At 60.5% G+C, this 18,148-nt stretch carries 17 protein-coding genes and 1 tRNA gene; 14 read left to right on the top strand and 4 right to left on the bottom strand.

The features are described 5' to 3' along the window. The first annotated feature begins 11 nt into the window (after window positions 1–11). Window positions 12–87, top strand: a tRNA-Phe gene (locus ACZ5VE_RS13120). An 89-nt stretch (window positions 88–176) separates the two neighbouring features. After that, window positions 177–1,928, top strand: coding sequence for an ABC transporter transmembrane domain-containing protein (locus tag ACZ5VE_RS13115; protein ID WP_464455596.1), 1,752 nt, complete (start codon window positions 177–179; stop codon window positions 1,926–1,928). Window positions 1,929–1,996: 68 nt separating this feature from the next. On the opposite strand, the gene ACZ5VE_RS13110 is transcribed toward ACZ5VE_RS13115, so the two are convergent. Next, window positions 1,997–2,290: an RNA recognition motif domain-containing protein gene (locus tag ACZ5VE_RS13110; protein WP_108285888.1), complete on the bottom strand. Its 294-nt coding sequence runs from the start codon at window positions 2,288–2,290 to the stop codon at window positions 1,997–1,999. Between the two features lie 425 nt (window positions 2,291–2,715). Here ACZ5VE_RS13110 and ACZ5VE_RS13105 point away from each other — a divergent pair, with 425 nt between their 5' ends. Further along, window positions 2,716–3,045, top strand: coding sequence for a high-potential iron-sulfur protein (locus tag ACZ5VE_RS13105; RefSeq protein WP_464455595.1), 330 nt, complete (start codon window positions 2,716–2,718; stop codon window positions 3,043–3,045). Window positions 3,046–3,120: 75 nt separating this feature from the next. Here the strand turns inward: ACZ5VE_RS13105 and ACZ5VE_RS13100 are convergent, their stop codons facing one another. Together ACZ5VE_RS13100 and ACZ5VE_RS13095 are read right to left on the bottom strand one after the other, a co-directional pair. Further along, entirely contained in the window at window positions 3,121–4,044 is a 924-nt protein-coding gene (locus tag ACZ5VE_RS13100; protein ID WP_464455594.1) for an MBL fold metallo-hydrolase, read from the bottom strand. A gap of 15 nt (window positions 4,045–4,059) precedes the next feature. Continuing rightward, complete coding sequence (locus tag ACZ5VE_RS13095; RefSeq protein ID WP_464455593.1) at window positions 4,060–5,745, bottom strand: AMP-binding protein; 1,686 nt, start codon at window positions 5,743–5,745, stop codon at window positions 4,060–4,062. A 232-nt stretch (window positions 5,746–5,977) separates the two neighbouring features. On the opposite strand from ACZ5VE_RS13095, the gene ACZ5VE_RS13090 reads away from it, so the two are divergent. The 8 genes from ACZ5VE_RS13090 to ACZ5VE_RS13055 all read left to right on the top strand — a co-directional run bounded on the left by ACZ5VE_RS13090 (window position 5,978) and on the right by ACZ5VE_RS13055 (window position 14,678). Further along, window positions 5,978–6,658: an N-acetyltransferase family protein gene (locus ACZ5VE_RS13090; protein WP_464457502.1), complete on the top strand. Its 681-nt coding sequence runs from the start codon at window positions 5,978–5,980 to the stop codon at window positions 6,656–6,658. Window positions 6,659–6,730: 72 nt separating this feature from the next. Then, a complete protein-coding gene (locus tag ACZ5VE_RS13085) occupies window positions 6,731–7,624 on the top strand; it encodes an HlyC/CorC family transporter (RefSeq protein ID WP_464455592.1) in 894 nt (297 codons plus the stop codon). Continuing rightward, window positions 7,621–9,204, top strand: coding sequence for an apolipoprotein N-acyltransferase (lnt, locus tag ACZ5VE_RS13080; RefSeq protein WP_464455591.1), 1,584 nt, complete (start codon window positions 7,621–7,623; stop codon window positions 9,202–9,204). Before ACZ5VE_RS13085 ends, lnt begins: the two co-directional genes overlap by 4 nt. Before the next feature lie 68 nt (window positions 9,205–9,272). After that, window positions 9,273–10,178 (top strand): glycine--tRNA ligase subunit alpha, encoded by a 906-nt coding sequence (gene glyQ / locus ACZ5VE_RS13075; protein ID WP_464455590.1) that lies wholly within the window; start codon window positions 9,273–9,275, stop codon window positions 10,176–10,178. Window positions 10,179–10,190: 12 nt separating this feature from the next. Next, window positions 10,191–12,392 carry a glycine--tRNA ligase subunit beta gene (gene glyS / locus ACZ5VE_RS13070; protein WP_464455589.1) on the top strand — a complete coding sequence of 734 codons (2,202 nt, stop codon included), beginning with the start codon at window positions 10,191–10,193 and terminating at the stop codon, window positions 12,390–12,392. 13 nt (window positions 12,393–12,405) lie between these two features. Beyond that, window positions 12,406–12,978 carry a D-glycero-beta-D-manno-heptose 1,7-bisphosphate 7-phosphatase gene (gene gmhB, locus ACZ5VE_RS13065; protein WP_464455588.1) on the top strand — a complete coding sequence of 191 codons (573 nt, stop codon included), beginning with the start codon at window positions 12,406–12,408 and terminating at the stop codon, window positions 12,976–12,978. A gap of 14 nt (window positions 12,979–12,992) precedes the next feature. Continuing rightward, the gene (locus tag ACZ5VE_RS13060; RefSeq protein WP_464455587.1) at window positions 12,993–13,742 is read left to right on the top strand and encodes a lysophospholipid acyltransferase family protein; all 750 of its coding nucleotides are present in this window, start codon (window positions 12,993–12,995) and stop codon (window positions 13,740–13,742) included. A gap of 18 nt (window positions 13,743–13,760) precedes the next feature. Continuing rightward, entirely contained in the window at window positions 13,761–14,678 is a 918-nt protein-coding gene (locus tag ACZ5VE_RS13055; protein ID WP_464455586.1) for a M48 family metallopeptidase, read from the top strand. Here ACZ5VE_RS13055 and ACZ5VE_RS13050 read toward each other — a convergent pair. Next, on the bottom strand, window positions 14,669–15,793 hold the full coding sequence (locus tag ACZ5VE_RS13050) for an MBL fold metallo-hydrolase (protein ID WP_464455585.1): 1,125 nt from the start codon (window positions 15,791–15,793) through the stop codon (window positions 14,669–14,671). The genes ACZ5VE_RS13055 and ACZ5VE_RS13050 overlap by 10 nt on opposite strands. A 130-nt stretch (window positions 15,794–15,923) precedes the next feature. On the opposite strand from ACZ5VE_RS13050, the gene ACZ5VE_RS13045 reads away from it, so the two are divergent. The 3 genes from ACZ5VE_RS13045 to ACZ5VE_RS13035 all read left to right on the top strand — a co-directional run bounded on the left by ACZ5VE_RS13045 (window position 15,924) and on the right by ACZ5VE_RS13035 (window position 18,105). Continuing rightward, entirely contained in the window at window positions 15,924–16,328 is a 405-nt protein-coding gene (locus tag ACZ5VE_RS13045; protein ID WP_464455584.1) for a MerR family transcriptional regulator, read from the top strand. A gap of 98 nt (window positions 16,329–16,426) precedes the next feature. Then, window positions 16,427–16,861, top strand: a complete 435-nt coding sequence (locus tag ACZ5VE_RS13040) for a PaaI family thioesterase (RefSeq protein ID WP_464455583.1) — start codon at window positions 16,427–16,429, stop codon at window positions 16,859–16,861. Between the two features lie 62 nt (window positions 16,862–16,923). Further along, entirely contained in the window at window positions 16,924–18,105 is a 1,182-nt protein-coding gene (locus ACZ5VE_RS13035; RefSeq protein WP_464455582.1) for an isovaleryl-CoA dehydrogenase, read from the top strand. Window positions 18,106–18,148 lie beyond the last annotated feature (43 nt).

Raw genomic sequence — 18,148 nt, 5'->3', positions numbered from 1 at the left:
ATTTTGCTTCCGGCCCGGTAGCTCAGTTGGTAGAGCAGCGGATTGAAAATCCGCGTGTCGATGGTTCGATTCCGTCCCAGGCCACCAAACAAGAACCGTCAGTGCGAAAGTGCTGACGGTTTTTCTATTTCTGGTGTCAATACACTGCGCCTACGCGGTGCTTGCTGGGTATACACATGGCATCTCCTCAATCGCTCACAGGGCTTGTTCCATTTTTGAAGCCTTATCGGTGGGCGCTGGTCTTGGCGGGCTTGTTTTTGCTGTTGGCTGCGGGCACCACGCTGGCGTTTCCCTGGGTCTTGCGCCAGTTGATTGACCAAGGGCTGTCGACCGGGGCTTCGGCTGAGCAGTTGTCAGGCAATTTTTTGCAGTTGTTTGGTGTGGCGGCGGCATTGGCGGTGTTTTCCTCGGGGCGTTACTACACCGTGAGCTGGTTGGGGGAGCGCATCACCGGCGACCTGCGCAATGCGGTCTATGGCCATGTGCTTCAGCAAAGTCCCGCTTTTTTTGAAACCACGCAGTCGGGCGAAGTGCTGTCTCGCTTGACCAACGACACCACGCTGGTGCAAACCGTGGTGGGCTCGTCGTTTTCGATGGGCTTGCGCAACTTGGTTATGGGTGCGGGCGCGCTGTTGATGTTGGTGTGGACCAATCCGGTGCTCATGTTGCAGGTGGTTGCCGTGTTGGTGGCGGTAATTTTCCCCAGCGTTTACTTGGGTCGCCGGGTGCGTCGTTTGTCGCGCGCCAGTCAGGACCGGGTGGCCGACTCCAGTGCCATCGCGTCCGAGGTGCTGAACGCCATCACCGTGGTGCAAAGCTACACGGCCGAAGGCCGTGAGACACGTCGTTTCATCGAGTCGACGGCGCGTGCCTTGGGTACAGCATTGGGGCGCATCCGTGCTCGGGCGGTGCTGGTGGGGTTCATCATCATGGCGTCCAGTGCCGTCTTGCTGTGGGGCTTGTACATGGGCACGCTGGCGGTGCGTGCGGGCACCAGCACGGCGGGCCAGTTGGGTGAGGCGGTGTTTTATGTGATCTTGCTGGCCAGCGCTTTTGCCGTGCTGGGCGAGGTCTATGGCGACATGTTGCGTGCAGCCGGTGCCACAGAGCGCCTGATGGAGTTGCTGCACACCGAATCGAATTTGAAGATCGCGCCCGATCCGCAAAAAGCCCCTTGGCCTCAAGGCGGCTCGTCCTTGCAGCTGGAGTTGGTTCAGTTTCATTACCCTTCGCGACCCGACACTTGGGCGCTGGACCAGTTGAGCGGACAGATCCAATCAGGGCAGACAGTGGCCGTGGTCGGCCCCAGTGGTGCGGGCAAAACCACCTTGTTTGATTTGCTGATGCGCTTTCACGACCCGCAGTCGGGCCGCATCGTGCTCGATGGGGTGCAGATCGACCAGATGGCCCTGCACGACCTGCGCGAACGCATGGCCATCGTGCCGCAGGAGCCGGTGATTTTTTCGGGCACGGTGATCGAGAACATCCGTTATGGTCGCCCGGAGGCGAGTCTTGACGAGGTGCACGCTGCTGCTGAAACGGCTTACGCGCAAGAGTTCATCCGTGAGTTGCCTGAGGGCTTTGACACTTATCTGGGTGATCGGGGTGTGCGCTTGTCGGGCGGGCAGCGTCAGCGGATTGCCATTGCGCGTGCGATTTTGAAAAACCCGCCGCTTTTGTTGCTGGACGAAGCCACCAGTGCCCTCGATGCGCAAAGCGAAAAAATGGTGCAAGCCGCTTTGGACAAAGCCATGGTGGGCCGCACCACGCTGGTGATTGCGCACCGGCTGGCCACAGTGCAGCGCGCCGATGTGATCTGGGTGATGGAGCGTGGGCACTTGATAGAGCAGGGCACTCACGCCGAGTTGCAAGCCAAAGGGGGGCTGTACGCGAGCTTGGCGGCGCTGCAGTTCAATGCGGTGAGCTGAGTTGCTGGACTTTTTGCCAAAGAAAAAGCCGCTTTACAGCGGCTTTTTCATGGGTCAACTGAACGTGATCAGTTGCGGTTGTCGCGGTAACCGCTGCCGTAGCCGGTGGTGGGCTCTTTGGGCTTGGAGATGTTCACCACGATCGAGCGACCGCTGACCGACATGCCGTTCAGACCGGTGATGGCGGCTTGGGCTTCTTCAGCGCTGGACATTTCGACAAATGCGAAGCCTTTGGAGCGACCGGTGTCGCGGTCCATCATGACTTTGGCCGACAGGACGCCGCCAAATTCAGAGAAGTTTTGACGCAAGCTGGCGTCGTCGATGGTGTAAGGCAAATTGCCCACGTAAATTTTGCTGCTCATGGTTGAGCCTTTCAGAGAGGTGGCGTGCAGGTGTATTTGAATCAACCTGTCCGCAGGGAATGGCGGTTTCCTGATGGATTCCGCCGGGAAAAGTACCTTGCCTTGCAGGCAGGGCACCTTTGTTGGGGTGTTAGGGCAAGCTGTGGCGTCGGGCCATGGCGCGGTGACTTGCGGGTTGTGCGGTGGGACTTTGCCGGGCCCTCGCACTTTGCAACTGCTGATGTCACAAGCAAAGCTAATTATATTCCTGAATTAAATATTGAAGAATTTCTTTATTCTTGCTGGTTCTAAGTGTGGCAGGTGGTGGTGGCAGACCATTCGCCATGCAAAACGCTCAACTATCGGTCTCTTGCTGACAGTGCTGCTGGCATGGCTCACAATTCGGCATCCAGTATGTTCTGGCAAATTGCGCTAAGGAGTGCCCTATGTCTTCACGTTTCATGTCTTCCAATTCCAGCCGCCGTGTCTTCATGATGCAAGTGGCTACAGCCGCCAGCGCTTTGGTGGTGGCCAGCGAGGCTTCTGCCCAAGCCATGGTGGACGAAAAAGACCCTCAAGCCGCAGGTTTGGCCTATAAAGCCGATGGCACCAAAGTGGACAAGGCGAAGAACCCCAAGTTTGTTGCGGGTTCGAATTGCGCCAACTGTGCGTTGTTTCAAGCAAAAGCCGGCGCTGCCGCAGGTGCGTGCCCGTTGTTTGCAGGCAAGCAAGTGTCGGCCAAGGCCTGGTGCTCTGCTTGGGCCAAAAAGGCCTGACCATCCACGGTGCCTGAAAAGGCATCCAGTGGATTCAAACCGCCTTCGGGCGGTTTTTTTGTGCCCTGAGGTGGCTCAAGCGTCGTGCAATGTGTCGCCGTGAACTTCCAGGGCGCCACTGCGCTCCAGCTCGGCGAGCATCATGTTCAGCCAAGTGTTCACATCGTGGCCTTGGCCAAACCGGTGGTGCAAGTCATTCATGTAAGGCACGCCCAAAGCCCAGGCGCAAAATTCAGCTTTGGAGATTTGTCCCCATTCCAGCAGTTTGAACTTGAGCAACACTTTGGTGCCGTAGCGCGCATGGCGCTCGGGGTTTTTGGCAAAGCCCTCCAGCTTGCTGCGGGCCAGTGCCAAGGCGGGGGCGACTTCGGTGAACACGGCGCCATGCCCGGGAATGATGGTGGCGGGTTGGAGCCGTTCAATCAGGTCGAGGGTTTGCCCCACTTCGTCAAATGCATCGACCCCGACCAATTCAGGGAACACCACGCCAAAACCGTTTTGCCAAAGCGCATCGGCAGACATCAGCAAGCGATGCTCGGGGGCGAACAAGATGACGGAGTGCGGGTCATGCCCAGGGGCTGCATGCACTTCCCATTCCATATTTGCCCAGCGGTGGCTGGCGCCTGGCTGGAGCAAGCCGGTGAAGGTGAAGGGGGGGCAATTTTGCCCTGTGGGCTTGTAGCTCAACTCGTCTTCGCGCCAGGTCTGAATGGCGGGTGCCAAGCCTGGAGGTATCCAGGTTTTGAGCGCTGGGTAGCGCGCTTGCAAGGCTTGGTTGCCGCCGCAGTGGTCGCTGTGCAGGTGCGTGTTCGCCAATTGGTCCAGGGTGCGGCCTTGCAAGGCTTGCGCCACCAAAGCCAGGGTTTGCGCCTGGTGGGTGACGTAACCACTGTCCACCAGTGTGGCGTTGTCTGCGTCGCACAGCAAAACGTTGTTGGCCGATAGCCACCCGCGCTCCAATACGGTCACGCCTGCAGGCAAAGAAACGAGTGAAGGCATGCGGGTTGGGGTGTTTTATTTGTTGCTGCGCAATTCACGGCGCAGAATTTTCCCGACGTTGGATTTGGGCAATTCATCGCGGAACTCGATGTATTTGGGGCGCTTGTAACCGGTCAGGTTTTCATGGCAGAAGCGTGACACGGCTTCTTCTGTCAGCAACGGGTCGTTGCGGACCACAAACACCTTGATGGTTTCGCCTTGCATGGTGTCGGCAATGCCCACAACCGCACACTCCACGACGCCGGGGCAGGTTGAGATGACGTTTTCCAGCTCGCTCGGAAAGACATTGAAACCGCTCACGATGATCATGTCCTTCTTGCGGTCAACGATGCGTGTGAAGCCCTCTTGGTCCATGATGCCGACGTCGCCCGTGCGCATGAAACCATCGGCCGTGAAGGTTTTGGCATTTTCTTCGGGCTGGTTGAAGTAGCCCGTCATCACGTTCGGACCGCGAATGCAGATTTCGCCCGAACTGCCCACGGGCAGGGTTTGGTCGGCGTCGTCCTTGATGGCGATGTCGATGCTGGGCAGCGGCAAACCGATGTTCCCGCTGAAGTGGGTTTGTGTGACGGGGTTGTTGGTGCCGATGGCGCAGGTTTCGCTCATGCCCCAACCTTCGATCATGGCGCTGCCCGTGGCGGCTTGCCAATGCTTGGCCGTTCCCTCCGAGGCCGCCATGCCGCCAGCTTGCGTCAAGCGCAGCGAAGAGAAATCAATCGTCTTGAACATCGGGTGTTGCATCAAGGCGTTGAACAAGGTGTTGACGCCCGGCAGCATGTGGAACGGCCGCTGCTTAAGAACATCGATGAACTTGCCAAAGTCACGAGGATTGGGCACCAGCGTCAGGTGGGAGCCTTGGCGGATGGCCAACAAACACAGTGTCAACGCGAAGATGTGGTACAGCGGCAAGGCGGCAATGCTGTTGACTTTGCGCAGGTCACCAATGCTGGCCAGCGCCGGGGTGAACCAGCCTTCGGCTTGCAAAATGGCCGCCACGATGTTGCGGTGCGTCAACACCGCACCCTTGGACAGTCCGGTTGTGCCGCCGGTGTATTGCAAGAAGGCGATGTCATCCAGGGTTTGGGGCGTGGCTTTCAGGTTCAGGTGCTTGCCCTGGGCAATCGCTTTCTTGAAGGGGGTGACCGTGCGGCCACCTTCCAATGGCAGTTCATATTCGGGCACCATTTTGGCCAAGTGGCGCACGGCAAAGGTCATCCAGCGGCCATACCAGGGGCCCAACAAATCGCCAATCGAGGCCATCACCACATGCTGAATGGCGGAGTGCTCAATCACTTCCTGCAAGGTGGCAGCAAAGTTCTCCAAAATGACAATGGTCGTGGCGCCAGAGTCTTTGAGTTGGTGCTGCAGTTCCCGGGCGGTGTAGAGCGGGTTGACGTTCACGCAGGTGTAGCCGGCCCGCAAGATCGCGGCCATGGTCACGGCAAACTGGGGCAAATTGGGCAGCATGATCGCCACCCGGCTGCCCGGTGCCAAACCTTTGTTTTGTAACCATGCGCCCAGGGCTTTGGACAGTTCATCCAGCTCTTTGTAGCTCATCCAGCGGTCCATGCAGACCGAAAACGGGCTGTTGCCGTGCTCACGGAAAGCCGTCTCCAGCAAGTCCGTCAAGCTGCTGTATTGGTTGGGGTCGATGTCGTGCGGGACACCGGGGGGGTAATTCTTCAGCCAAATACGTTCCATCGCTTGATCTCCTAGATCCATACATTGTGGCCATCTGTTCGCCACAGTGTGATCGGGCAATTCCCCATGGAGGCTGGATAAGGTCTCTCAGGCGACAAATAACCTGTACAGACAAGAACGGGAGATTGGGTGCAAAATCAGGGAAAACCCGAGCCATGCCATGACCACCCCCGCACCCTCTCGCCCCGGATTCTGGCGCCGACTTTGGCGACGCTGGATTGCGGGCGTCGACATGGGCGTCAACATGGGTGGTCAGGCAGGTCCGGGTGCTCCACGGTCTTTCGGAGGCTGGATTCCCATCCGCTCTTTATCGCCGCGCCACAAGCCGCGCATCCTCAAGCATTTGTTGTCGTTGGCATCCGAAGACCGTTATTTGCGTTTTGGCTATCCCGCGACCGATGAGCAGATCGAGCGCTATGTGCTGGGCTTGAACTTTGACCGCGATGAAATTTTCGGGGTGTTCAACCGCCGTCTGGACTTGGTGGCCATGGCGCATTTGGCATTTTCTGTGGACCCGCAGTGGGCTACTTGCGCCGAGTTCGGTGTGTCGGTCGCGTCGCATCAGCGCGGCAAAGGCTTGGGCGCCCGTCTTTTCAAACACGCCGTGATGCACGCCCGCAACCAAGGGGTGAGCATGATCTTCATCCACGCCTTGAGTGAAAACGTGGCCATGCTCAAAATCGCCCGCCACGCCGGTGCCAAGGTGCAGCGCGATGGCAGCGAAAGCGAGGCTTACCTGAGCTTGCCCGAGGCCACACTGGACAGCCAGCTGAGTGGCCTCATGCAAGAGCAGATGGCCGAGCTGGACTACCAGTTGAAAAACCAGGCCCATCAATTTCGCGAATGGCTGGCCACGGTGCAAGAGATTCGCCAAGGGGTGCGTGAAGCACGCCACAGCGCGCACAAGCCTTAGTTGGGCGGTTTGTCATCTGAATCCGCTATCCTAGAGGCTTCGCCATAACCGCATGTCCTGCATCCCCTGACCGTGTCCGACCCTCACCCTGCGCGTTCTGTTGAACGCGAAGACAAGCGCAGTTTTCTGCGCAAGCTCGCCGAGTTCATCCATCCGGGCCCTGACTCGACCGACGAGTTGATCGAAACTTTGGCTGAGGCCGAGGACAACCACATCATCAATGCCGAGAGCCGCCTGATGCTCGAAGGCGTGATCCGCATGGCCGACATGACTGCGGGCGATGTGATGGTGGCAGCCCCCCGGATGGATTTGCTGAACATTGAAGACCCGTTTGACCAGTTGTTGCACCAGGTCATTGAGACTGCGCACTCGCGCTTTCCGGTCTTTGAGGGCGAAAAAGAAAACATCATCGGCATCTTGTTGGCCAAAGACTTGCTCAAACTGCAGCGGGCCCCGGAGTTGAACCTCCGTGCCTTGCTGCGCCCGGCCGTTTTTGTGCCCGAGAGCAAGGGCCTGAACGATTTGCTGCGCCAGTTCCGTGACAACCGCAACCACCTGGCCATCGTCATCGACGAGTTTGGCCGCACTGCGGGGCTCATCACCATCGAGGATGTGCTGGAGCAAATCGTGGGCGAGATCGAGGACGAGTTCGACATCGCCGATGACGAGGGGGATATTTTTGGCTTGCCGGACCGCAGTTTCCGCGTGAGTGGGGACACCTCGCTTGACCGGGTCAGCGAGGCTTTTGGTGTGAACTTGCAAGAGGCCCGCGAAGATGCCGAGGGGCCGGATTTCGACACCATCGGGGGGCTGATCGCCCACGAAATGGGCCATGTGCCGCGTCGGGGCGAAAAATACATTCTGGCGGGCCTGCAGTTTGTGGTCTTGCATACCCGGGCTGGCGCTGTGCGCTGGTTCAAGGTGTCGCCTGTTTCTGCGGTAACTGCCCCAGAGCCCAAGGCATGAACTTCGGCCCTGAGCGAGCGCGCGGCCTGCAGACCGTGTGGCCCGCTTTGGCCGGTGCCGCGCAGGCCGCGTCGATGGCCATGCCCGGCAGTGGCCAGGCGCAGGGCTGGTTGCAGGTCTTGAGTTTGACCGTGTTGGCGGCCGGCCTGGTGCGCATCGCCCATTCCTCGAGTCAAGCCCATTTCTCAAGTTTTTCAAGTTTCTCAATCCAGCAAGCCGCCTGGCTGGGGGGCATTTTTGCCACCGCCTGGCTCGCAGGGTGCTTTTGGTGGCTGTACGTGTCCATGCACGATGTGGGTGGATTGCCTGCGCCTTTGGCGGTGCTGGCGGTGGTGGCTTTGGCTGCGGCCTTGGCGCTGTATTACGCGGCAGCCGCCGCCGTCTGGGTTGCCTTGTCTCGGCGCGGCCTTTTGGTGCAGCGGCCAGGTTTGGCCAGTGCCTTGTTTGCCGCCTTGTGGACTTTGGCCGAACTCATGCGGGGGCGTTGGCTGACGGGTTTTCCGTGGGGCGCGGGCGGTTATGCGCATGTCGACGGTGTGCTGTCTGCTTGGGCACCTTGGGTCGGGGTGTACGGCATGGGCGCACTCGCCGCTTGGCTGGCCATGCGTTTGGCCTTGGCGGGTTGGCGGCTGCGCGCGCTCAAGCCCTTGGTTGGCGTGTTGGCGGTCTCTTGGGGGCTGCAGGTTTTTGGCCCAACTTTGACCACCTCGGCCGGGTTCGGACAGGTGGAGTTGTTGCAGGCCAATATCTCCCAAAATGCCAAGTTTGACGCGAGCAGCGGCATCCGTGATGCGCTGCAGTGGTACAACGCCCGCTTGCGCAGCAGCCAGCAAGCCTTGGTGGTGGCCCCGGAAACGGCTGTGCCTTTGCTGCCCCGTCATTTGCCCGAAGGCTATTGGGCTGGTTTGCGGCAGCACTTTTCTCGCCCCGGTGGACCGCTGGCGCTGGTGGGCGTGCCTCTGGGCAGTTTGGCCGAGGGCTATACCAACTCGGTGGTGGCGCTTCAGCCCGCGGGTTTGCCAGATTACCGTTACGACAAGTCGCATCTGGTGCCCTTTGGCGAATTCATGCCACCGGGCTTTGTCTGGTTCATTCGCATGATGAACATTCCCTTGGGTGACTTCAGTTCGGGTGGCTGGGACCAGCCTTCGGTGCCGTGGCAAGGCCAGCGCCTGGCCCCCAATGTTTGCTACGAAGACCTGTTTGGTGAAGAGCTGGCCATCCGCTTCAAAGATCCGGCCACCGCCCCCACCGCCCTGGTGAACGTGAGCAACATCGCCTGGTTTGGCGACACCTTGGCGGTCGACCAGCACCTGAATATCTCGCGCCTGCGGGCCATGGAGCTGGGCAGGCCCATGCTGCGCGCCACCAACACCGGGGCCACGGCCATCATTGACCATCAGGGCCGTGTGACCGACCAGTTGCCGCGTTTCACACGGGGGAGTTTGGTCGGTCGTTACGAGGGGCGTCATGGCCTCACGCCCTTTGCCCGTTGGGCTTCGGCCTGGGGTTTGTGGCCGCTTTGGGGGCTGTGTTGTGCGGTGGTGGGTTGGGCGTTTTGGCGGCGACAAAGACCGTAAAATCAAGGGTTCGCGCAAAGTTTGCGCCCATCTAACCTCCGCCAGCTCGCTGCTGGCCTGCTCGGGCCATGTTGACCTTCCAGCAAATCATTTTGAAACTGCAGCAATACTGGGACGCCCAGGGCTGCGCCTTGCTCCAGCCCTACGACATGGAAGTCGGCGCGGGCACCAGCCACACCGCCACTTTCTTGCGCGCCATTGGCCCCGAGCCCTGGAAAGCCGCCTATGTGCAGCCCAGCCGCCGCCCCAAAGACGGCCGCTACGGCGAAAACCCCAACCGCCTGCAGCACTACTACCAGTACCAGGTGGTTTTGAAGCCCGCACCGGCCAACATCCTGGAGCTGTATCTGGGCAGCCTGGAAGCTTTGGGCTTTGACCTGAAAAAGAACGACATCCGCTTTGTCGAAGACGACTGGGAAAACCCCACGCTCGGCGCTTGGGGTCTGGGCTGGGAGGTGTGGTTGAACGGCATGGAAGTGACCCAGTTCACCTATTTCCAGCAAGTGGGCGGCATCGACTGCAAGCCGATCACGGGCGAGATCACCTACGGCCTGGAGCGCCTGGCCATGTACCTGCAGGGCGTGGACAACGTTTACAACCTGAAGTGGACCGACACCCTGAGCTATGGCGATGTGTACCACCAGAACGAGGTCGAGCAGTCCACCTACAACTTCGAGCACTCGGATGCCGATTTCCTGTTTGTGGCTTTCAGCGCCCACGAGAAACAGGCGCAAAACCTGATCGTGCAGCAGCTGGCGCTGCCCGCCTACGAGCAAGTGCTCAAGGCCGCCCACACCTTCAACCTGCTGGACGCGCGTGGCGCGATCAGCGTGACCGAGCGCGCCGCCTACATCGGCCGCATCCGCAACCTGGCCCGCAGCGTGGCGCAGAGTTATTACGAAAGCCGCGAACGTCTGGACTTCCCGATGGCCCCGCGTGAATGGGTTGCCCAAATGCCCAAGAAAGCCGCGTGAGGGAGAAACGACATGACGACACAAAATCTGCTGGTTGAACTGTTTGTGGAAGAGCTGCCGCCCAAGGCGCTCAACAAACTGGGGGCTGCTTTTTCGGGCGTGCTGGCCGAACAACTGAAGGCCCAGGGCCTGGCTGCGGCCGATGCGGTGGTGACGGCTTTTGCCTCGCCCCGCCGCCTGGCCGCCCATGTTACGGGCGTGGCCGCGCAAGCGGCCGACAAGGCGGTGCAGCAAAAGCTCATGCCCGTGGCCGTGGGCCTGGATGCAGCGGGCAACGCCACCCCCGCCTTGCTCAAAAAATTGCAAGCCCTGGGCGCTGACGTGAGCGACCCGGCCGCCGCCGTGGCGGCTTTGAAGCGCGCTCCAGATGGCAAGGCCGAAGCCCTGTTTTACGACAGCGTGGTCAAGGGCGCATCCTTGCAAGCCGGTCTGCAAAAGGCCTTGGAAGAAGCGCTGGCCAAATTGCCGATTCCCAAAGTCATGCAGTACCAGCTGGAAACCGACTGTGAGCTTCCGGGCTGGAGCAGCGTGAACTTTGTGCGCCCCGCGCACAGCCTGATCGCCCTGCACGGCAGCACGGTGGTGCCGGTCAAGGCGCTGGGCCTGACGGCGGGACACAGCACGCAAGGCCACCGCTTTGAAGCCCGGGTCTCGCCCGTGGTGCTGCAGCATGCCGACCAATACGACGAAGTGCTCAAGCGCGATGGCTCGGTGATCGCCAGCTTTGCCGAGCGCCGCGCCGAGATCGTGCGCCAACTGCAAGCCGCAGCCGCCAAAGTCGGCGGTGGTGCGCGCCCGATCGAAGACGACGCACTGCTCGACGAAGTGACCGCCTTGGTCGAGCGCCCCAACGTGCTGACCTGCCAGTTCGAGACCGAGTTCCTGGATGTGCCGCAGGAGTGCCTGATCCTCACGATGAAGGCCAACCAGAAGTACTTCCCTTTGATCGATGCATCGGGCAAGCTGACGAACCGGTTTTTGGTGGTGAGCAACATCAACCCCGACGACGCTTCGTATGTGATCGGCGGCAACGAGCGCGTGGTGCGCCCGCGCCTGGCCGACGCCAAATTCTTCTTTGACCAGGACCGCAAAAAGACGCTCGAATCGCGTGTCGAAGGCCTGTCCAAGGTGGTGTACCACAACAAGCTGGGCACGCAAGGCGAGCGCATGGCGCGGGTTTGCGCCATCGCCAAAGCGATCGGACAGCAAGTGGGCGGCGATGCCCTGGCCGCGCAAGCCGAGCAGGCGGCACGCCTGGCCAAGACCGATTTGCTGACCGACATGGTGGGCGAGTTCCCCGAGCTGCAAGGCATCATGGGTGGCTACTACGCCCGCCACGATGGCCTGAGCAACGAGGTGGCCGAAGCGGTTGAAGACCACTACAAGCCCCGCTTTGCCGGCGACGAGTTGCCACGCAACAACGTGGGCCTGGTGGTGGCGCTGGCCGACAAGCTCGAAACCCTGGTTGGCATGTTCGGCATCGGCAACGTGCCCACCGGCGACAAAGACCCGTTTGCGCTGCGCCGCCATGCCCTGGGCGTGATTCGCATGCTGATCGAGAAAGACCTGGCCTTGGGCTTGCCCGAGTTGCTGAAAATGGTTGTTGGTGTATTCGGTGACCGCGTTTTTTCTGCTGGAGTGGAATCTTCTCAAAAGACGAATGGCTTAAAAGCAGAAGTTGGTGTTTCTTTCAATGCAAATGCCAGCGAGTTAGTTGCCGAGTTCATCTACGATCGCCTCTCCGGCAGCTTGCGCGAGCAGGGCTTCAGCGCTCAAGAGGTCGATGCCGTCATGGCCTTGCGCCCGGCGCGTCTGGGTCAGGTCGGCCAGTTCCTGTCGGCCGTGCGCGCCTTTGCGGCCCTGCCCGAAAGTCCGGCCTTGGCCGCGGCCAACAAGCGCATCGGCAACATTCTGAAAAAAGCCGGTGAGGTGGACGCGCATGTGAACACCGCTTTGCTGCAGGAAGACGCCGAGAAAAACCTCTACGCCGTCATGCAAAAGCTGCTGCCCGAATCCGAGGCGCAATTCAATGCGGGCGACTACACCGCCAGCCTGCAAACCCTGGCCGCGCTGCGTGCCCCGGTGGACGCCTTCTTTGACGATGTGATGGTCAACGCCGAAGAAATGGACCTGCGCCTGAACCGCCAGGGCCTGCTCAAAAGCCTGCATGTGGCGATGAACCGCGTGGCCGATTTGTCGCGCTTGGCCGCCTGATCCAGCCACAGCCATGCACATCAAACTCGTCATTCTGGACCGCGATGGCACCATCAACCGGGCCAGTGACGAGTTCGTCAAGTCGCCCGAGGAGTGGCATCCGCTGCCCGGCGCGCTGGAGGCCATCAGTCGCTTGAACCATGCCGGTTTTCATGTGGTCTTGGCCACCAACCAGTCGGGGCTGGGGCGTGGTTTGTTTGACATGGCGGCTTTGAATGCGGTGCATGGGCACATGCTGAAAACGCTGGCTGCTGCGGGCGGGCGCATCGACGCTATTTTTTATTGCCCCCACGCGCCCGACGAGGCTTGCGCTTGCCGCAAGCCCGCACCCGGTTTGTTGATGCAAATTCAGGAGCGTTACGGCATCGATTTGGCGGGTGTGCCTTATGTGGGGGACAGCTTGCGTGACATGGAGGCAGCACAGGCAGCAGGGTGCGCGCCACACCTTGTGCTGACGGGACGCCATCCCGACATGCAGGGCCAGGCTTTGCCCCCCAATTTCCCGGTCAACACACGGGTGCACACCGACTTGGCTGCCTTTGTCGATCACCTCTTGGGTGACGTTTCTTCATCGACCCCGACTTGAGTCGCCCCAAAACCATGAATTTTCTTCGCTCGATCGCCCATGTTGTGTGGATGACCATCACGGTCATCCCCTGGGCGCTGTTCGTGGTCGTGGTCTCTTACTTCATCAGCAGCACCCGCTTGTACTGGATTTGTGCCGCATGGCTGCGCCTGGCCGTGAACAGCGGCACCTGGATTTTGGGCATTGAAAACCGCATTCAGGGCATGGAAAACCTGCCGCAAGGCAGCAAAGACCCGGCGGTGTTGCTGGTCAAGCACCAGTCCACCTGGGAGACCTTTGTGATGCCCGCGATCATGCCGCACCCGTTGGCCTATGTGTTCAAGAAAGAGTTGCTCAGCGTGCCGTTTTTTGGCTGGGCCATGGGCCGTCTGGACATGATCCACATTGACCGCAAGCAGCGCTCGCGGGCCTTTGCCAAAGTGGTTCAACAAGGCCGCCGACTGATGGAAGAGGGCGTCTGGGTGATCATGTTCCCGGAAGGCACACGCATCCCGCGCGGCCAAAAGGGCGAGTACAAAAGCGGTGGTGCCCGCCTGGCCATTGCGGCCGGGGTTCCGGTCATCCCGATCGCCGTCACATCGGCGCGTTGCTGGCCGACCCGTGCCTTCATCAAGACGCCTGGCGTGGTCGACATTTCGATCGGCAAGGCCATCCCCAGCGAGGGCCGCAGCGCTGAAGAACTGATGCTCGAAGTCGAGACCTGGATCGAGTCCGAAATGCACCGCCTGGACCCCGAGGCGTACCCCGCCGTCACTGGCCCCTGAGCCGACACGGGGCGAACCATGCGCGCGCCTTTGCAGTTTGTGCTGGATTTTTTCACGGGGGGTGATCCCGTGATGCCTGTGACCGCCCCTGTGGTGGCACCTCGGGTCACGCCCCAGGTCACGCCCCAGGTCACGCCACTGCCTGCGCAGCACACCCCGCAAAGCCCTCTTGCTGAACACCATGCGCCGGTTGGCTTCACCCACCCCGCAGCCAATCGCCACGCGCAGTTACAGGGCGTGACCGTGTCTTTCCGTTTTGAGCGCTCACGCCGCAAGAGCATCGGCTTCATGGTGGGGGCCGATGGCTTGGTGGTGCGTGCCCCCAACTGGGTGACGCTGCGCGAGGTGGATGCCGCTGTGCAGGAAAAAGGCCCCTGGATCGTGGCCAAGCTGCAGCAGTTCAAAGAGCGGCAAACCGAGCAATTTCAAAAAGCCATCGAATGGCGTCATGGTGCCGAAGTGCCGTTTTTGGGGCGCACCGTGCAGCTGTGTGTTCTGGAGCGTGGTGTGGGCCGGGTCTTGGGGCAAGACATTCCTCCGGATCAGGTACTGCCTGTCACGGTGCCGCCCGGGGCTTCAGTCACCCAGGTGCGCGATGCCGCGCAGGTGTGGCTGAAAAAGCAGGCCAAGGTTTTGTTTGAGCAGCGCTTGCACCACTTCGCGCCTTTGTTGGGGGTGCGCTGGCAAAAGCTCAGCCTGTCGAGTGCCAGCACGCGCTGGGGCAGTGCCCGCACCGATGGCCACATCCGCCTGAACTGGCGGCTCATTCACTTGCCCATCAGCCAAATCGACTATGTGGTGGTGCATGAGTTGGCGCATTTGCGCGAGATGAACCACAGCCCTCGTTTTTGGGAAACCGTGGGCGAGGTCATGCCCGACTACGCCCAGCGGCGCAAAGCCCTTCGGCAAGCGCCTGTGGACTTGGCTCAGGATTGAGCGGTCCTGAAGCGGTAAATGCCGTCGGTGCCGCGATGGCGCACCAGTCGGCCAGCCAGCCAGAGCAAATTCAGGTGGGCCACGGCTTCGCCCATGGCAAAGGTGGTTTGGTGGACATCCAGAGCGCGTCTGAAAATCAGGGGCAGTGCATCGTGCGCGCTGAGTGCCTGCTGGCTGCAGGCTTCCAGCAATTCGCTCAAGCGCTCGTCATGGTGGGCACGCAATTGCGCAATGCGGCTGGCCGCACCTTTGAATGGCCGTCCGTGCGAGGGCAGGATCAGCGTCTCATCCGGCAGGTGGGCCATTTTGCCTAGCGAATCCAGAAACAACTGCAGCGGGTTGCTGTCGGGCTCCATGGCGTACACGCTGACGTTGGTCGAGATGGCGGGCAGCAACATGTCGCCGCTGATCAGCAGCTGGTTTTGGGCATCGTGCAGCGCCATGTGCTCGGGCGAATGGCCAAAGCCGCTGATGCATTGCCAGGTTCGCTCGCCAATGTGGACCGATGCACCCGCCATCAAGCGAACATAAGTCGGCGGTATCTTGGGCACCATGCTGGGGTAGTAGCCCACGCGTGACTTGACCACCGCCAACTCTTCGGGTTTGTTCCAGCCATGGGCGGCAAAAAACTGCACGGTGGCATCGCCGCCAAAGTTGGACAGGCCGGTGCATGCCAGCAAGGCCGATTGGTATTCGCTGGTGCTCATCCACAAAGGCGCTTGCCAGCGTTCACACAACCAGTGCGCCAGACCCATGTGGTCCGGATGCATGTGGGTCGCCAGTACGCGCAGGATGGGCAGACCTTGCAGCACCTGTTGTTCGACTTGCAGCCACGCCTCGCGGGTGGCCGGGTTGTCGATGCCGCAGTCCACCGCCGTCCAGCCTTCTTGCACCACGCCCGCTTGGGTGGGGTGCGGCAGGCGGTCGCGCAGCAGCCACAGGTTGATGTGGTTCAAGGCAAAGGGCAGGCCCATGCGCAGCCAGAAAATGCCGGGTGCGACTTCGATGGCCGAGCCCACAGCAGGCAGCTGCTCATCGAGTGGGTACTTCAGGGGCAAAGGGGTGGCGCGTGCCTCTGGCATTGGCATCACGGGGGCTGTGGGCAATGTGGACATGCGTCTGATGGTTTGGGTTAGCATTCGGATCATTGACGTTAACGTTAACGTCAAACATGAATTTGCATTCTAGGGGGCTGTTTTTCCCAAGGCTGTCCCCGTTGCGCAAGCAAGGTAAGGACCCCACGCCATGGCGAACACGTACACGATCAGCGATTTGGCTCAGGAATTTGACCTGACCACCCGCGCCATCCGTTTTTACGAAGACATGGGCTTGCTGGAGCCCGAGCGCTCCGGCCCGGGTGGGCGCAACCGGGTTTATTCGGCCAGAGACCGCACCCGCCTGAAGCTGACCCTGCGGGCCAAACGCCTGGGCTTGTCGCTCACCGAGGCCAAGGACCTGATCGACATGTACGACAGCCCGCGTGACACGGGCCCTCAGCTCAAAAAGTTTCTGGTGGTGTTGGCCGAACACCGCCGACAGCTCGAGTCGCAGCTGGCCGACCTCGAGGCGACGCTGGACGAGGTCAAAACCCACGAAAAAGAAACCCGCAGTTTGCTGAACAAGGCCTCAAAAGCCCCAATTACCAGTTGAAGCCGGTGCCGACATGGCGTGCATTCAGGTGTTTTTCTGATTGACGTTTACGTAAACGTCAATTAAAGTCTTGGCCTGAACTGCTTTCAGGATTCCACGTGACCACAGCCCCATCTCCTCATGAACGCGTAGCCCTTAGCCTGGCCCGTCAAGGCATGATGACCCACTTGGGTGTGCGCTTGGTGTCGGCCACGCCAGGGCAGGTCGAGCTGGCCTTGTCCTACGGCGACAAACTCACCCAGCAGCAAGGGGGCTTCCATGGCGGTGCCATTGGTGCACTGGCTGACATTGCGGGTGGCTACGCCGCCCTCACGGTCGCGCCTGAGGGCATGGAAGTGGTCACCGTGGAATACAAAATCAATTTCCTGAACAGTTTGCAAGGTGGCGAAATCCGCGCCATTGGCAAAGTGGTCAAAGCGGGTCGCCGCGTCATCGTCACGTCGGCAGAAGTGGTGCACATCGATGCCGATGGCAAAACATCGCCCTGCGCGGTGATGCAGCAGACCGTGGCACCCGTTCCCCAAACGTATTAACCCCTGTTTTCAGACGCAGCGCAGCGCGCTGAACCTCAAAAGCCCCCTCACAAGGAGACCCCATGAACAACTTGCCCGGCCTGAACTTCCAACTCGGTGAAGACATCGACGCCCTGCGCGATGCGGTGCGTGACTTTGCCCAAGCCGAAATCGCTCCTCGCGCCGCACAGATTGACCACGATGACCAGTTCCCGATGGACCTGTGGCGCAAGATGGGCGACCTGGGCGTGCTGGGCATCACCGTGGGCGAAGAATACGGCGGCGCCAACATGGGCTATCTGGCGCACATGATCGCCATGGAAGAAATCTCCCGCGCTTCGGCCAGCGTCGGCCTGAGCTATGGCGCGCACAGCAACTTGTGCGTCAACCAGATCAAGCGCAACGGCACACCCGAGCAGCGCGCCAAATACCTGCCCAAACTGATTTCCGGCGAGCACGTAGGTGCCTTGGCCATGTCTGAGCCCGGCGCGGGTTCGGACGTGCTGAGCATGAAGCTCAAAGCCGAAGACAAGGGCGGTTACTACCTGCTCAACGGCTCCAAGATGTGGATCACCAACGGCCCCGACGCTGACACCCTGGTGGTCTATGCCAAGAGCGAACCTGAGCTGGGTGCACGCGGCGTGACGGCCTTTTTGATTGAAAAGGGCATGAAGGGCTTTTCCATTGCGCAAAAGCTCGACAAGCTGGGCATGCGCGGCAGCCACACTGGTGAGCTGGTGTTCAACAACGTGGAAGTGCCCGTCGAAAACATCCTGGGCGGCCTGAACAACGGCGCCAAGGTGCTGATGAGCGGCCTGGACTACGAGCGTGCGGTGCTGACCGGCGGCCCGCTGGGCATCATGCAGTCGGTCATGGACAACGTGATCCCCTACATCCACGACCGCAAGCAGTTTGGCCAGAGCATCGGCGAGTTCCAGCTGATCCAGGGCAAAGTGGCCGACATGTACACCGTGCTGCAAGCCGGTCGCAGCTTTGCCTATACCGTGGCCAAGAACCTGGACCTGCTGGGCGCCGAGCACGTGCGCCAGGTGCGCAAGGACTGCGCCTCGGTCATCCTCTGGACCGCCGAAAAAGCCACCTGGATGGCGGGCGAAGGCGTGCAGATCTTCGGTGGCAACGGCTACATCAACGAATACCCGCTGGGCCGCTTGTGGCGCGATGCCAAACTGTACGAAATCGGCGCGGGCACCAGCGAAATCCGCCGCATGCTGATCGGCCGCGAACTGTTTGCCGAAACTTGCTGAAACCCGCGGACACAAAACGGTATTGCTGCACTGCGACAATGGC

This window comes from Limnohabitans sp. INBF003, assembly GCF_055396645.1.
This window is presented reverse-complemented; position numbering and strand designations above follow the sequence as displayed.